Raw genomic sequence first — 14,905 nt, forward strand, 5'->3', positions numbered from 1 at the left:
GGGGGATCGGGAGGGGGTTGGCAGTTTGTGGGTGAGGTCGACAGGGTCTTTCCCCCCCTCCGACGAGGATGGCCGACCTCGCAGGGGACTGCCGACCTGACGACGGCCACCCGAGCCCTGACCTGGCGCGCCGGCCTCTGGCGGGAGTACAGCGGCGTCGGCCCAGGTGCACCGCCTAGAGTGGCGCGCATGCAGCACGTCAACTCCGGCGCCCCGACCGGAGCGCCCGGGACCGACCCGGTCGTGGCGGTTCTCGGGCCGGTGGCCGTGCTGTCCGACGCCGGTCCCGTCGCGCCGCGCGGCACCCGCGCCGCCGCCCTCCTGGTGCTGCTCGCGCTGGCCGCACCCCGGACAGTCACGGTGTCGTCGCTGGTCGACGCCCTGTGGGCCGACGACCTGCCGGCCAACCCCCGCGCGGCGCTCCAGAGCCTCGTCTCGCGGCTGCGCTCGCTCGGCCCGGACGTCGTCCGGTTCACGTCCGCGGGGTACGTGCTCGGGGGTCCGAGCGACCTGGACCGGGCGCGCGCGGCCGTGACGGAGGCGCGCGATCTTCTCGGGTCCGTGCGTGTCGCGGGGCCGGACGGCGGTGTGCCGCGCGGTGCGGCCCATGCTGCCGGCGCGCCCCACAGCACTGTCGGCACTGCCGGCGCGCTCCCCGGCGACAGCCTGGGCGGTATCCCCAGCCCGCTTCGCCGGGGCGCGGTCGGCGTGCCCGGCGACATGCGCGGCGTGCCCGGCGAGACGCCCGGCGTGCCCGGTGGCGACGTACCCGGCGACGGTGCATCCGACGACGGCGTGACCCGGGCCGTCGCGGCGGCCGCCGTCGTGGACGCCGCCCTCGCGCTCTGGCGCGGCGAACCGGGAGACGCGCTGGACGACGCGACACCCGGCCTTGCACAGGAGCTCCGGGACACCGCCGGACGGCTCCGGGACGAGCTGACCACCCTGCGCCGTCGGGCCGCCGTGGCCGCGGGGGACGTCGCGACCGTGACCGGCCTCGGCAACGCGGCCCTGGCCGCCGACCCCCTGGACGAGGACGCGGCGCGCGACCTCATGACGGCGCTCGCGGCGACGGGGCGTCCCGACGAGGCGGTGCGTGTGTTCGGGCGGCTGCGGCACGCCCTGGTCGCCGAGCTCGGCACCGACCCGGCGCCGGACCTCGTGGCACTGCACGCGCGCATCGCCGCCGACGCCGCGGGGGCTGCCGCCGGAGGGGTGGCCGCAAGCGTGGCCGGCGGCTCCGCGGCGGTCGGCACCTCGCCGTCCGACGCCCCGGACGGCGGCATCCTGACGGGCGACGGCCCGACCGTCGGTGACCCGGCCGCCGCACCCCGGCCCGGAGCCGGCCGGTTCGTGCGCGGGTTGCGCGCCGCCGCCACGCCGCTGATCGGGCGCGCGGACGACGTGCGCGCCGTCGTCGGCGAGCTGACCCGGCACCGGCTGGTGACGATCCTCGGCGCGGGCGGGCTCGGCAAGACCCGGCTGGCGCAGGAGGTGGCGCGCACGGTCGCTGAGGACCGGGCCGCGACGTCGTCGGGCCCGCTGGACGGGCTCTCGATCGCTGTCGCGGAGCTCGCGGGCGTGCGCACGGACGACGACGTGGCGCTCGCGATCGCCGACGGCCTCGGGGTGTCGGCGGTGGGCTCCGCGCGCCTGTCCGACCGGCTGCTCGCCGGCGACCTGCACGACCGCATCGTGGAGCGCGCCCGCACCGCCCGCACCCTCCTCGTGCTGGACAACTGCGAGCACGTGCCGGACGGCGCCGCCCGCTGGGCGGACGTCCTGCTCTCCGCCGCCCCCGGCCTGCGGATCCTGACCACGAGCCGCGCGCCCCTCCAGGTCGCCGCCGAGCAGGTGTACCCGCTGGCGCCGCTCGCCTCGGGCGGTGCGCGGGGTACGGGCTCGGTGGACGTCGCGGGCTCCGCGGAGGGCGCGGGCGTGCCCGGCGACGGCGCGAGCCCGTCCGGGACCCGGCGCGGTCCGGCCGTCGAGCTGTTCCGGCAGCGGGCGCTCGCGGCCCGGCCCGGCGCGCAGCTGCCCGACGCCGTCGTCGCCCGGCTCTGCGACCGGCTCGACGGGCTGCCGCTCGCGATCGAGCTGGCCGCCGCGCGCGTGCGCACCCTGTCGGTCGAGGAGATCGAGCGGCACCTCGACGCCCGGTTCGCCCTGCTGCGCGGCGGCGACCGGACCGTGCCCGACCGGCATCGCACCCTCGAGGCAGTCATCGAGTGGAGCTGGAACCTGCTGGAGCCGTCGCAGCGCGAGCTGTGGCGCCGCGTCTCCGTGCTGCCCGACGGGCTGTCCGCCCACGCGGCCGCCGCCCTGGGCCGGCTCGACACGCACCCCGAGGGGACGGCCCCCGACGGGGTGGTCCCGCTCGACGTGCTCGACGACGTCGACGGGCTCGTGACGCAGTCCCTGCTCGTCGTCGAGGAGGACCCCGGGCTGCCGGGTCGCGGCGCGCCCGGGGGAGCACGCCGGCCGGCCCCGGTGCGGTACCGGATGCTGGAGACGGTCCGGGAGTTCGGCCTGCTGCGGCTCGCCGAGGCCGGCGAGGACGACGCCGTCCGCGACGCGCTGCTGAGCTGGGGCAAGGGCGTGGCGCGCTGGTGCACGTCCCGGCTCCTCGGGCCGGAGCAGGTGGCCGCCGTCGACCTGCTGCGGCGCGAGCACGAGAACCTGCTGTTCGCGATCCGGGAGGCGGCGCGCGCGGACCGGCCCGACGTCGTCGTCCACGGCTTCGTCGCGCTCGGCGGCGCGTGGACCCTGCGGGGCGCGGAGGAGCGGGCGGCCGACCTGGCGCCCGCCGTCCTCGACGCGGTCACCGGCCGGACCGTCCCGGCCGAGGACGCGGACGTGACCGCGCTCGCCCTGGCCTACGCGGCGGCCACCACGGCGTTCTCCGGGATCACGGGGAACCTGCGGGCGCTGGCCCGGCTCAAGCGGGTGCTGCGCGACCACGGCGACGCGGTGGGCCCGCGGACCCGAGCGGTGGCGAACATGCTGCTGGCGCCCGCACCGGGTGCGGTCCTGGACCTGCGCGACTCGGACGACCCGCTCATCGCCTTTCTTGCGCACCTGGTCGCGTCGCAGGAGGCGGAAAATGCCGGGCGGCTGGACGAGGCGCTCGACGGTGCGGAGCGGGCCTACCACCTGGCCCAGGGCATCGGCGACGTCGCCAGCCGGGCGGGCGCCGCGATGTTCCTGGCCACCACGGCGTTCGGGGCCGGGGACACCCGGACCGCGACGCACTGGTCGCGCGTGGCGCGGGAGGGCCTGACGGTGATCGGGGCCGACGGCGCGATGCGGCAGCTCGACTGGGTGGACCTCGGCACCGCCATCGCCGACGGCGACCTGGCCGGGGCCGAACGGATCTGTGCGCGGGTCGAGCGGTCCGCAAAGGACGCGGACCAGTCCGAGCGCGGGGGCGACGAGTCGCGCGCCGTGGTCCGGGCAGGCCGGGCCGAGATCGCCTGGGTGCGGGGCGACGTCGCCGGGGCGCTCGACCTGTACGAGGAGGCGGTGAACGTGTTCGCGGACCTGCCGGGCGTCGCGGAGGACGACGGCGTGGCGCCCCCCGGCCCGGACTCGCCCGCGGTGCGTGCCGTCGGGCCGCCGCCGGCCGGGCGCGGGGACCCGTCCCCGGCCGCGCCCTGGGCGGTGATCGTGGGGTCCGCGTGGATCGTGCGGCTCGTCGACGCCGGGCAGGACGCGCGGGCACGGCAGGCGGCCGACGTCGTCCGGCGTCGTGCCGTGCGGCTGTACCGGGAGTGGATGCGCCACGTGGCCGACCACCCCGTGCTGGGCACGGTGTGCCTCGCCGTGGGCGCGGTGCTCGCGGCGGGGCCGCAGACGGGCGAGGCGGCCGCGGGGCCGGATGTGGCTGTGCCGCTCGGCGCGAACGGCGGCCTGGAGCTGCTCGCCCTGGCCGAGGTGCTGGGCTCGCGGCAGGACTTCCTGGCGCTGCGGCGCGAGCCCGTCCTCGCCGCGGCGGCCGACCGGCACGGGCCGGAGGCGGTGGCGGCGGCGCGGGCGAGGATCGCGGCGATCCCCCGCGAGGACCTCGCGGAGCGCGCCCTGACCACCTTGGAAACCCTGCCGGCGGTAGCGCTGGCCGTGCGCTAGCGGGCCGTCGAACGTAGGGATCGTCGGCTCATGAGCGGTCATGGACCGACGATCCCTACGTTCGACGCCGCGCCGCCCTCGGCTGCCGGCCTCAGGCCTTGCGGAGGTAGCTGCGGACCGCGATCGGGGCGAAGATCACCACGACCACTGCCGCGCTCAGCAGCGTCCAGCCCACGTCGGCCGTGACCAGGCCCTCGTTCGCGAGGGACCGCACGGCCGAGACCAGGTGGGACACCGGGTTGACCTGGACGAACGCCTGCATCCAGCCCGGCAGGGTGTCGACCTCGACGAACGCGTTGGACAGGAAGGTCAGGGGGAACAGGACCATGAACGAGACGCCCTGGACGAACGTGGCCGACCGTGCGATCACGCCGATGTAGGCGAAGATCCAGCTCAGCGCCCACGCGCAGACGATCACGAGCAGCCCGGCGAGCACCACGCCGCCGAAGCCGCCGCCGGGCCGCCAGCCCATGACGATGCCGGTCAGGAACGTGATGGTCGTCGCCACGAGGTAGCGGACCGTGTCGGCGAGCAGGGCGCCGGCCAGCGGCGCGATGCGTGCGATCGGCAGGGAGCGGAACCGGTCGAACACGCCCTTGTCCATGTCCTCGCGGAGCTGGACGCCGGTCACTACCGAGGCCGTGATGACGGTCTGCGCCAGGATGCCGGGGATGATCAGCGGCAGGTAGGCGCCGACGCTGCCGGAGACCGCCCCGCCGAACAGGTACGTGAACATCAGCGTGAAGATGATCGGCTGGAAGGTCACGTCGATGAGCTGCTCGGGGGTGTGGCGCACCTTGAGCAGGCCGCGGTAGGCCATGGTGAACGACTGGGAGACGGTGGCGGCCAGGCCGACCCGGGCGGGCTGGATCGTGGCGGTGTGCGGTGCCGGGGCCAGGGTTGCGGTGCTCATGCGGTCACCTTCTCGGTGTCGTTCCGGGTGTTCTCGGTGCTGCCGGCGGTGGGGGCGTCGTCGGACGCCGAGTGGCCGGTGAGGGTGAGGAAGACCTCGTCCAGGCTCGGCTTGTCGAGGCTGACGGAGTCGATCGGCACCCCGGCGTCCCGGAACCGGACCAGCAGGTCGGCGACGGCCTCGGCGTGGGGGACCGGCACCGTGATGCGCAGCCCCTCCGGCGCGACGACGCCCGCGGCGCCGAAGACCTGCTGGACCAGGCTGAGCGCGGTGCCGAGGTCGCCGGCCTCGGCGAGCCCGACCTGGAGCGACTGGGCGCCGACGGTGGACTTGAGCTCGTCCGCGGTGCCCTCGGCGACGACCGTGCCGCGGTCGATGACCGCGATGCGGTCGGCGAGCTGGTCGGCCTCGTCGAGGTACTGGGTGGTGAGCAGCACGGTGGAGCCGTCCGCGACCAGCCGGCGGATCGTGTCCCACATCTGGTTGCGGGTGCGCGGGTCCAGGCCCGTGGTGGGTTCGTCCAGGAAGATGAGCGGCGGGCGGGCGATCAGGCTCGCCGCCAGGTCGAGCCGGCGGCGCATGCCGCCGGAGTAGTTGCGCAGCGGCCGCTTGGCGGCGTCGGTCAGCGAGAACTCCTCCAGGAGCTCGGCCGACTTGGCCCGCGCGGCGCGCGCCGACAGCCCGAGCAGCCGCCCGAAGACCACGAGGTTCTCGGTGGCGCTCAGCGTCTCGTCGACCGACGCGTACTGGCCCGTGACCCCGATCAGGGAGCGGACGGCGGCGCCCTCGCGGGCGATGTCGTGGCCGAAGATGCGGGCCTCGCCGCCGTCGGGCCGCAGCAGGGTGGCGAGCATGCGGATGGTCGTGGTCTTGCCCGCGCCGTTGGGCCCGAGCACCCCGTAGACGGTCCCGGTGCGCACGGTGAGGTCGACGCCGTCCACGGCGCGGTTGTCGCCGAAGATCTTGACGAGGCCCTGTGCCTCGATCGCGTTCGTGTTCATGCCCCCAGCGTGCGGGGGCCCGCTCGCACGGGACTGTCAGACCGCTGTCACGGGTTGTGCCGGGCTGTCACGGGCTGTCCCGCGCCGCGTCATGGGCCGTCACGCGCTGTCAGGTGCCGTCATGGGTCGCGCCGGACGAAGAGCACCGTGGCGAGGGTGCCGACCAGGGCGATCCACGCGAGCATCACGAGGGCTCCCGTGGCGGCCGTGAGCACCTCGTCGCCAGGGGCGTAGAGCTGCGCCGCCGCGCGGTCGGGGAGCCAGCGGGCGTGCTCGGAGAGCGAGGCGAGCAGCGGCGACACGATCAGGACGAGGCTCAGCGTCCCGACGAGCGCCGGGACCAGGCCCCGGACCAGCAGTGCGATCGCGTGGCTGAGCAGCCCGATCAGCACCAGGTAGGCGACCGCGCCGAGGACAGGCCCCAGATCGATCCTGCCCGTCGCCACCGGAGCGTCCGTCAGGTGCGCGACGACGGTGGCGGCGCCCAGCAGGCCGCCGACGGTCACGGCCGCGGTGAGCGCCGCCGCGACGAGCGTGGCGACGGTCTTGCCCGCCAGGAGCAGTCCCCGGCGGGGGACTGCGGCGAGCGTGGTGCGGAGCTGGCGTCCCGCCAGCTCGTGGGAGACCGGGAGGACGCCCAGCAGGATCAGGCCGGTCTGCACGAACGGCACGGCCTGGGCCATGACGTCGGTGGTCGAGACGCCTGTGGTCGAGACGGCCTCGCCCTGTGTTGCGGCCGCCGAGGCGGCCAGGGCCGCGGCGAGGGCGACCCCCACCACCGCCGTGGCCACGGCGGCAAGAACGACGGCCGGGAGCGTGCGGAGCTTGTCGAGCTCGGCGGCGATGATGTTCGGCAGGCGCACGGTTCACGCGTCCCGTCGGGAGAACACCACGCCCGCGACGGCGAGCAGACCGGCCGTCCACGCCGCCATGACGAGCGCGCCAGGCAGGACGTCCAGGCCGCCCTCCACCGTCGACAGTCCGCCGAAGAGCCTCCGGCCGGCCATGTCGGGCAGCCAGTGGGCGAGCGGGGTGACGTGCGTCAGCAGCAGGGAGAACGACACCAGCGAGCTGTTCGTGACCAGCACTACGAGCGGGACGATCCCGCTGCGGGTCAGCACCGTGACCGCGAGGGCGAGCAGGGCGGTCAGCGTCCAGTAGAGGCCGGCGCCGGCCGACCGGGCCATCGCCTCGTCCCACCCGACCGCTGCGTCGGACCCGCCCGGCCCGCCGGACGTGTCGCCGATGATCAGGCCGGCCAGGGCGACGCACACGGATATCGTGACCGCCGCGGTCGCGACCACCAGCAGCAGCACGCTCAGCGCCTTCGCGACGAGCAGGCGGACCCGGTGCGGGCTCGCCGCCAGGGTTGCCGTGATCTGGCGGCCGCCGCCCGCGTCCGGGCTGTTCGCGGCGTACTCGCTGCTGATCGCCACCACCCCGATCACGACGGCGCCGACCGTGCCGAGCGGGACCGCCGCGTAGCCGGTCTCGAAGGCGGACTGGAACGCCCGCGACCCCTGTGCGCCCGAGTCGAGGGCGGCCCGGGTGCCGAACCCGTTGAGCACCGTGATGCCCGCCGACCCGATCAGCGTGCCCGCGGCGGCGAGCCCGCTCGCGGGCAGTGTCACCGTCTTGCGCAGCTCGCCGAGGAGAGTGTTCAGAAAGCTCATCGTGCCGCCTCCTGGCCGCCGCCGGTGAGCGCGAAGAAGGCGTCCTCCAGGGTTCGGTGCCCGGCGGTCACCGCGTCCAGCGTCCCGGCGGCCACGACCCGGCCGCCGGCGATCACCACGAGATCGTCCGCGATCCCCGCGACCTCGCCCATCAGGTGGCTGGACAGCAGCACCGTGCCCCCGCCGTCCGCATGGCCGCGCAACAGGCCGCGCATCCAGCGGATGCCCTCGGGGTCGAGCCCGTTCACCGGCTCGTCGAGCACGAGCACCTCCGGCTCACCCAGGAGCGCCGTGGCCAGGCCCAGCCGCTGCCCCATGCCGAGCGAGTACCGGCCGACGCGGACCCGCCCCGAGTCCGCGAGCCCGACCAGATCGAGCACCTCCCCGATGCGGCGGCCCGGTATGCCGTTGCTCCGCGCGACCCACGCCAGGTGGTCCCGTGCGGTGCGCGACCGGTGCGCGCCGGACCCGTCGAGCATCGAGCCGACCGTGCGCAGCGGATCACGCAGGCTCCGGTACGGACGCCCGCCGACCAGGGCACGGCCGCCGTCGGCGCGGTCCAGGCCGAGCAGGACCCGCAGGGTCGAGGACTTGCCGGCCCCGTTCGGGCCCAGGAAGGCGGTGACGCGCCCCGGCCGGGCGGTGAAGCCGACCCGGTCGAGGACGGTACGGGGACCATGACGTTTGACGAGCTGTTCGATCAGGAGCATGCCTCCATCCCAGCGGCCCGCCCCAGCGAGGTCATCGGTCCCAGGTCCGGACTTCGCGCGTCGACTCGGCCCGTGGTCCGTCAGACCCAGGTCCGATGTGCGCCGACCGTCGGAAACCTAGACTCGGGCGATGGACTCGACCGCCCGCCCTGAACTGCGCTCACGTGCCTGGCTGACCGCCACCGTCGTGCTCGCAGTCCTCGGCCTGTCGCTGGCCGCCACAGGCGTCCAGCAGCCCGTCGCCGTGCTGGTCACAGTGCTCGGGGCGGCCGGGATCGCCCTGGGCGTGATGGTCTGGGCGCTCGTCCGCACGGGCCGCCAGCGCCGCGACTACGAGGACGACCTGACCGCCTGGGCCGCCGAGCGCGCCGCCCAGGCCGAGCGGTTGCGCATCGCGCGCGACCTGCACGACCTCGCCTCCCACGGGCTCGGCCTCATCACCGTGCGCGCCGCGGCCGCCCGCACCCTGACCGGACCCGCCGGCGAGGTGGAGCACGCCCGGGCGCTCGCGGACATCGAACGGACCGGCCGGGCGGCCACGACCGAGCTGCGCCGCATGCTCACGGTGCTGCGCACGCCGGGCGGCGAGACGGCGCCGCTGCGACCGACCGAGGCGCTCACCGACCTGCCCGACGTCGTCGACTCCGCCCGGGCAGGTGGCGTCGCCGTGACCCTGGAGCTCGGTGACCTCGGCGACGTGTCCGCCGGTGCGCAGCTGACCGTGTGCGCGATCGTCCGCGAGACGCTCGCCAACACCGCACGGCACGCCGGCCCGACCAGTGCCCGCGTCGCCGTGCGCCGGGAGGCCGACACGATCGTCCTGACGGTCGACGACGACGGCCCCGTGGCCGGCTGGCGACCCTGCCCCGGGGCCGGCCAGGGCCTCGTGGGTCTGCGCGAGCGGGTGGCCGCGCTCGGCGGCACGCTGCAGACCGGTGCGGGCACCGACAACGATGCTGACACCGACGACTCTGACAGCGACACGGGTGCCGCCACCGACACGAGTGACTGCAGTGCTGATGCCGGTGGCGGCACCCGGGCCCGTGCCGCCGGGTCAGGGTTCCGTGTCGTCGCGCGTCTGCCAGACCATCCGGCCAGCATCAGCCCGGCCAGCATCAGCCAGGCCCGCATCAGCCAGGCCCGCAGCCCGGCCAGCAGCCCGGCGAGCATCAGCCCGGCGAGCATCAGCCCGGCCAGCGGCCCGGCGAGCATCAGCCCGGCGAGCATCAGCCCGGCCAGCGGCCCGTCCGACATGGACACCCGCCGATGAGCACCCCGGTCGAGGTGCTCGTCGTGGACGACCAGCCGCTGATCCGCCACAGCCTCCGGATCGTCGTCGACGGCGCGCCGGACCTCGCCGTGGTCGGCGAGGCCGGCACGGGAGACGCCGCGGTCGCCCGCGCTGCCGAGCTGCGACCCGACATCGTGCTCATGGACATCCGCATGCCCGGCGGCGACGGTATCGATGCGACCCGCCGCATCCTCGCCGACTCCGGGCCCCACGAGACCCGCGTCCTTGTGCTGAGCATGTTCGAGCTGGACGAGTACGTCCATGCGGCCCTGCGGGCTGGCGCGAGCGGGTTCCTCCTCAAGGACGCCGAGCCCGAGCGGCTCGTCGACGCGATCCGGCGCACCCATTCCGGCGAGTCTCTGTTCGCGCCGAGCATCCTCACCCGGCTCGTCGCGCACTACCTCGACCGGCCTGCGGCGCAGGTCCCCGCCCGGGACGCGGGGGAAGGCCCGGACCGGGACGCGGTGGAGGGCCCGGACCCGCTGAGGGCCCAGGACCCGGCTCCGGAAGCGGCGGCACATCGCACCGCGCTACAGGCCCCGCAGGGACCGGGCGTCCTCACCGACCGCGAGACCGAGGTGCTCACCCAGGTGGGCCGGGGCCTCTCGAACGACGAGATCACCCGGGCGCTCACCATCTCGATGGGCACCGTCAAGACCCACATCGGCAGCCTGCGGGCCAAGCTGCACGCCCGCGACCGGGCACAGCTGGTGATCGCCGCGTACGACCACGGGCTGGTGGGCACCAGCCGGAACGAGGCCTGACCCCGATCGGCCCAGCGCCGACCGCCGGCGTCAGCCCACCGTGACCATCAGGACCCCGTCACCATCAGGACCCCGTCACCATCAGGACACCGTCACCGCACCCGCGTCGTCAGCCACACCCGCGTCGTACCCGCGATGAGCGCCGCCGCGCCGATCATGTGCAGCCCGACGAGCAGCTCGGGCAGGTCGGTGAAGTACTGCACGTACCCGATCAGGCCCTGCGCCAGCGTGATCACCAGCAGGGTGACGGCCGCACGGCGCACCTCGGCCGGCCCGCGCCGGACCGCCACCAGGAAGGCGACCAGGACAGCCAGGAACACCCACACCGCGGCGGCGTGCCACTTGGTCAGGACCGCCGGGTCGATGGCGAACCGGTAACCCACCTCGGAGTCGCCGCTGTGCGGGCCGGCTCCGGTGGTCAGCACGCCGAACACGACCACGACGGCGGTCAGCCCGGCCAGGGCCCACGCGAGGGTGCGCACGCGCGGCGCGACCACGAGCCGCGGGGTGCCGTCGCCCTCGCCGTGCCGGTGCAACAGGTACAGGGACACGGCGACCAGCGCGCCGGAGACCGCGAAGTGCAGGGACACCCAGCCCGGGTGCAGGTGCAGCAGCACCACGATGCCGCCGATCAGCGCCTGCATCAGCACGCCCACGATCGGCGCCAGGCCGAGCATGCGGTAGGACGCGGTGCGCTTCAGGTCGGTGCACACCAGCACCGCGAGCAGCACCGCGATGACCCCGAGCACGCCCGTCAGCGTGCGGTTGCCGAACTCGATGTAGGGGTGCAGCGTCGTCGCCTCGTGGAACTGCGGGGTGAAGCTGCCGGGCTCGCACTGCGGCCAGGTGGAACAGCCCAGGCCCGAGTCGGTCAGGCGCACGGCGCCGCCGGTCCCGATGATGCCGATCTGGCCGATCAGGTTCGCGATCAGGACCGCGCGGGTCCAGTGGCGAAAGCGGTCCACGCGGCCGGGGAGCGCGTCGAGCCAGGAGACGGGGGCGGCGGGTGCGGTCACGGGTCCCACGCTAGTGCCCGACGACGGCGTCGCCTCCCGTGCTCGTCCCGGACCGGGTGTGATTCTTTGCCGACTAGCTGTCAGGAACGCCACAGGGGCCCCGGCGCGATGCCGGGACCCCTGCGTGACGAGGAGGAACCGTCAGAGACCGCTGACGCTCAGCAGCAGGTTCGGCGAGCCCGTGCCCGGGTCGGACACGACGTCCGGCACGGCCGCACCGGTCAGGGCGTCGCCGACCTCGGCCGGCGTCGCGCCCGGGTTGCCGCCCAGCACGAGCGCTGCGGCGCCCGCGACGTGCGGCGTGGCCATCGAGGTACCGCTGATGGTGTTCGTGGCGGTGTCGCCGGTGTACCAGGCCGACGTGATGTCGGTACCGGGCGCGAAGATGTCCACGCAGGTGCCGATGTTGGAGTACACGGCGCGGGCGTCCGTGTCCTCGGTGGCGCCCACCGTGAGGGCCTCCGGCGTGGAGCCCGGTGAGCCGTCGCAGGCGTCGGCGGCGTAGTCGTTGCCGGCGGCCAGGGCGAAGGTGACCCCGTCCGCGACGGCCTCGGACACGGCGTCGTTCACGGCCTGCGAGAAGCCGCCGCCGAGCGACATGTTGGCCACCGCCGGCTCGCCGGCCTGGTGATCGGCCGTCACCCAGTCGATGCCGGCGATGACGCCGTCGTACGTGCCGGAGCCGCTGCAGTCCAGCACGCGGACCGCGACGAGCGAGACGTCCTTGGCGACGCCGTAGGACGAGCCGCCCACGGTGCCGGCGACGTGCGTGCCGTGGCCCGCGCAGTCGGTGGCGTCGTCGTCGTTGTCCACGGTGTCGGTGCCGCTGACCGCGCGGCCGCCGAAGTCCTCGTGGGTGGTCAGGATGCCGGTGTCGACGATGTACGCCGTCACGCCCGAGCCCGAGTTCCCGTACGTGTACGAGTCGTCGAGCGGCAGGCTCTCCTGGTCGATGCGGTCCAGACCCCAGGAGGGGACCGGCGACTGCGTGTCCGTCGCGGTCATGACCCGGTTCTGCTCCACGTACGCGACGGACGGGTCCGCCTCGAGCCGCTCGGCCTGCGCCGCCGACATCGACGCCGAGAAGCCGCGCACCGCGTTGGTGTAGGAGCGCTGCACCTCGCCGCCGTACTCCTGCACCAGGCCGCTGGCCGCGGAGCGGACCTGGCCCTTGCTGACACCGCTGTCCTTGAGGACCACGATGTACGAGTCCTCGATCAGTGCGCCCGCGACGGGTACGGGTGCCTCGTCCGGAGCTGCCGAGGCCACGGCCGCTGCGGCCGGGGCCGCCGCGAGGGCGATCGCGATACCGGCACCGACGATCAGCCGGCGACGGTTGCTGAGAGTGGAAGTCACGCTGCCTCCCTGGGGAATGTAGGTGAAGTGGACCCTAAATGGGCAAATTTCACCCGCCAACCTCTCGAAAAGGTCATACCGCCCAGGTATGCGTGCGTGGTAAGTAGTTCCCCGGTCAGGCCCGGGTAGCGGTCAGCGCCGGCGGAATCAGGGCCGGTGAAGGCTCAGTGCCACCGGAACAGGCGGGCCGCGCCCGCGCCGAGCGCCGCGGTCCAGGCCAGCAGCACCACCACGGAGAACGGGGGCACGGACCCGTACAGCAGCGCCCCGCGCATCGCCTCGCCCAGCGCGCCCGACGGCAGCAGCACCGCCACGTGCGCCAGCGGCCCCGCGAGCTGTTGCGCGGGCAGCAGCACGCCGCCGCCCACGGTGAGCAGCACGAGGACCAGGTTGGCGACGGCGAGCACGCCCTCGGCGCGCAGGGTCCCCGCGAGCAGCAGGGCCAGGGCGGTGAACGCGGCGGTCCCGAGCAGCACGGCGCCGACGACGGCGGGCAGCGCGCCCAGCTCCGGCCGCCAGCCCAGCGCCACCGCGACGCCGCAGATGACGACCACCTGCACCACCTCGACGGCGAGCACGCCGAGCACCTTGCCGGCCAGCAGCCCGGACCGGCCCAGCGGCGTCGTCGCCATGAGGCGCAGCACGCCGTTGCGCCGGTCGAACGCGGTGGCGATCGCCTGCGAGGTGAACGCCGTCGACATCACGGCGAGCGCGAGCACGCCCGGCGTCACGAAGTCGACGCGCGAGAAGCCGTGCGTGTCGAGGTCGATGAACGACGTGCGCACCAGGGCGAAGAGCACCAGGACGGGCAGCACGATCGTCACGAGGAGCTGCTCGCCGTTGCGCAGGATCGCGCGGGTCTCGAACGACGCCTGGGCGGCGATCCGGCGCGCGGCCGGCGCGGCGGCGGGCTCTACCCGCGCGGCGGCGGGCTCGACCCGCGTGGTGGGCGCGCTCATCGCAGGTGCCTCCCGGTGAGGTCGAGGAAGACGTCCTCGAGGGTGCGGCTGCCGGTGGTGACCGATCGCGCCAGCACGCCCTGCCCGGCGAGCCACGCGGCCACGGCGGCCACGGCCGCCGGGTCCACGGCCCCGGTCACGGTGTACACGCCGGCCTCGCTCTCGCCGACCACCCACTCGCCTTCTCGTTGAGTGCTGGGTATCTGCGGGGTTTGGGCCGGTTCGGGCGACAAATGTCCAGCACTCAGCGAGTGGAGGGCGGTGCGGAGCGGGGTGAGGTCCAGGTTCGGGGTGGCCTCGACCCGGATCGAGCCCGGGCCCGCGCCGCTCCCGGACGTCAGGTCGCGGACGGTGCCCGACGCGATCACCCGGCCGTGGTCCACGACGTGCACGTGGTCGGCGAGGTCGGCGGCCTCGTCCATGAGGTGCGTGGTCAGCACGATGGCGACGCCGTCGGACCGCAGCTCGCGCACCAGGTCCCAGACGGCGCGCCGGCTCTGGGGGTCCATGCCGGCGCTGGGCTCGTCGAGGAACACGACGTCGGGCCGACCGACCACGGCCGCGGCGAGCGCGACGCGCTGGCGCTGCCCGCCGGACAGGCGGCGCACCGTGGTGCGCGCGAAGCCGTGCAGCCCGAGGCGTTCGGCGAGCTCGTCCACGGGGCGGGGTGTGGCGTACATGGCGGCGACGTGCCGCAGCAGCTCCAGGGCGCGCACCCCGGTGGGCAGCCCGCCGTCCTGCAGCATGACGCCGACCCGCGGGCGCAGCGCCCGGGCGTCGGCCACGGGGTCGTGTCCCAGCACCCGGACGGTGCCTCCGTCGGGGGAGCGCAGGCCCTCGCAGCACTCGATGGTGGTCGTCTTGCCCGCGCCGTTGGGGCCGAGGACGGCGGTGACGGCGCCCGGGCGGGCGGTCAGGTCCAGGCCGTCGACGACGGCGCGGCCGTCGTAGCGTTTGACGAGCCCGCGCACCTGGACGGCGACCTCGTGGTCGGCACCGGCGGGGCTGGCTGTGGCGGCGTCCGCGGTGGCCGCCTGGGCGGGGTCGATCGCGGGCGCGTCGGACAGGGGCACCGCACAATCGTAGGCGGCGTCCCG

Annotated in this window: 12 protein-coding genes; 3 read left to right on the plus strand and 9 right to left on the minus strand. The window is 75.1% G+C overall.

All coding sequences use genetic code 11. The annotated features are described in order from the left end of the window. Positions 1 to 189 precede the first annotated feature (189 nt). Positions 190 to 4,125: a BTAD domain-containing putative transcriptional regulator gene (locus ACFV9Q_RS26125; RefSeq protein ID WP_377236840.1), complete on the plus strand. Its 3,936-nt coding sequence runs from the start codon at positions 190 to 192 to the stop codon at positions 4,123 to 4,125. A 91-nt stretch (positions 4,126 to 4,216) separates the two neighbouring features. On the opposite strand, the gene ACFV9Q_RS26130 is transcribed toward ACFV9Q_RS26125, so the two are convergent. The 5 genes from ACFV9Q_RS26130 to ACFV9Q_RS26150 all read right to left on the minus strand — a co-directional run bounded on the left by ACFV9Q_RS26130 (position 4,217) and on the right by ACFV9Q_RS26150 (position 8,422). Next, entirely contained in the window at positions 4,217 to 5,038 is an 822-nt protein-coding gene (locus tag ACFV9Q_RS26130) for an ABC transporter permease (RefSeq protein ID WP_377236841.1), read from the minus strand. After that, positions 5,035 to 6,039: an ATP-binding cassette domain-containing protein gene (locus tag ACFV9Q_RS26135; protein WP_377236842.1), complete on the minus strand. Its 1,005-nt coding sequence runs from the start codon at positions 6,037 to 6,039 to the stop codon at positions 5,035 to 5,037. The genes ACFV9Q_RS26130 and ACFV9Q_RS26135 overlap by 4 nt, the downstream gene beginning before the upstream one ends. A gap of 119 nt (positions 6,040 to 6,158) precedes the next feature. After that, entirely contained in the window at positions 6,159 to 6,902 is a 744-nt protein-coding gene (locus ACFV9Q_RS26140) for a hypothetical protein (RefSeq protein WP_377236843.1), read from the minus strand. Positions 6,903 to 6,905: 3 nt separating this feature from the next. Next, positions 6,906 to 7,712, minus strand: coding sequence for an ABC transporter permease (locus tag ACFV9Q_RS26145; protein WP_377236844.1), 807 nt, complete (start codon positions 7,710 to 7,712; stop codon positions 6,906 to 6,908). Further along, entirely contained in the window at positions 7,709 to 8,422 is a 714-nt protein-coding gene (locus ACFV9Q_RS26150) for an ABC transporter ATP-binding protein (protein WP_377236845.1), read from the minus strand. Before ACFV9Q_RS26150 ends, ACFV9Q_RS26145 begins: the two co-directional genes overlap by 4 nt. Before the next feature lie 130 nt (positions 8,423 to 8,552). Here ACFV9Q_RS26150 and ACFV9Q_RS26155 point away from each other — a divergent pair, with 130 nt between their 5' ends. Continuing rightward, a complete protein-coding gene (locus ACFV9Q_RS26155; RefSeq protein ID WP_377236846.1) occupies positions 8,553 to 9,692 on the plus strand; it encodes a sensor histidine kinase in 1,140 nt (379 codons plus the stop codon). Next, positions 9,689 to 10,477, plus strand: coding sequence for a response regulator (locus ACFV9Q_RS26160; protein WP_377236847.1), 789 nt, complete (start codon positions 9,689 to 9,691; stop codon positions 10,475 to 10,477). The genes ACFV9Q_RS26155 and ACFV9Q_RS26160 overlap by 4 nt, the downstream gene beginning before the upstream one ends. Positions 10,478 to 10,569: 92 nt before the next feature. Here ACFV9Q_RS26160 and ACFV9Q_RS26165 read toward each other — a convergent pair whose 3' ends face one another. The 4 genes from ACFV9Q_RS26165 to ACFV9Q_RS26180 form a co-directional block, all read right to left on the minus strand. Beyond that, positions 10,570 to 11,493, minus strand: a complete 924-nt coding sequence (locus tag ACFV9Q_RS26165; protein ID WP_377236848.1) for a heme A synthase — start codon at positions 11,491 to 11,493, stop codon at positions 10,570 to 10,572. Between the two features lie 141 nt (positions 11,494 to 11,634). Further along, positions 11,635 to 12,849 carry a S8 family peptidase gene (locus tag ACFV9Q_RS26170; RefSeq protein WP_377236849.1) on the minus strand — a complete coding sequence of 405 codons (1,215 nt, stop codon included), beginning with the start codon at positions 12,847 to 12,849 and terminating at the stop codon, positions 11,635 to 11,637. Between the two features lie 164 nt (positions 12,850 to 13,013). Beyond that, positions 13,014 to 13,808, minus strand: a complete 795-nt coding sequence (locus ACFV9Q_RS26175) for an ABC transporter permease (RefSeq protein WP_377236850.1) — start codon at positions 13,806 to 13,808, stop codon at positions 13,014 to 13,016. After that, positions 13,805 to 14,881: an ABC transporter ATP-binding protein gene (locus ACFV9Q_RS26180; protein WP_377236851.1), complete on the minus strand. Its 1,077-nt coding sequence runs from the start codon at positions 14,879 to 14,881 to the stop codon at positions 13,805 to 13,807. Before ACFV9Q_RS26180 ends, ACFV9Q_RS26175 begins: the two co-directional genes overlap by 4 nt. Positions 14,882 to 14,905: the final 24 nt, after the last annotated feature.

It is taken from the genome of Promicromonospora sp. NPDC059942 (genome assembly GCF_042731755.1).
In the GTDB taxonomy this organism is placed as follows: Bacteria; Actinomycetota; Actinomycetes; order Actinomycetales; family Cellulomonadaceae; genus Promicromonospora.

What these genes read in the sequence shown, in the direction of transcription:
- ACFV9Q_RS26125 (WP_377236840.1), top strand. Translation starts at nt 190, where the DNA reads ATGCAGCACGTCAACTCCGGCGCCCCGACCGGAGCGCCCGGGACCGAC.
- ACFV9Q_RS26130 (WP_377236841.1), bottom strand. Translation starts at nt 5,038, where the DNA reads ATGAGCACCGCAACCCTGGCCCCGGCACCGCACACCGCCACGATCCAG.
- ACFV9Q_RS26135 (WP_377236842.1), bottom strand. Translation starts at nt 6,039, where the DNA reads ATGAACACGAACGCGATCGAGGCACAGGGCCTCGTCAAGATCTTCGGC.
- ACFV9Q_RS26145 (WP_377236844.1), bottom strand. Translation starts at nt 7,712, where the DNA reads ATGAGCTTTCTGAACACTCTCCTCGGCGAGCTGCGCAAGACGGTGACA.
- ACFV9Q_RS26150 (WP_377236845.1), bottom strand. Translation starts at nt 8,422, where the DNA reads ATGCTCCTGATCGAACAGCTCGTCAAACGTCATGGTCCCCGTACCGTC.
- ACFV9Q_RS26155 (WP_377236846.1), top strand. Translation starts at nt 8,553, where the DNA reads ATGGACTCGACCGCCCGCCCTGAACTGCGCTCACGTGCCTGGCTGACC.
- ACFV9Q_RS26160 (WP_377236847.1), top strand. Translation starts at nt 9,689, where the DNA reads ATGAGCACCCCGGTCGAGGTGCTCGTCGTGGACGACCAGCCGCTGATC.
- ACFV9Q_RS26175 (WP_377236850.1), bottom strand. Translation starts at nt 13,808, where the DNA reads ATGAGCGCGCCCACCACGCGGGTCGAGCCCGCCGCCGCGCGGGTAGAG.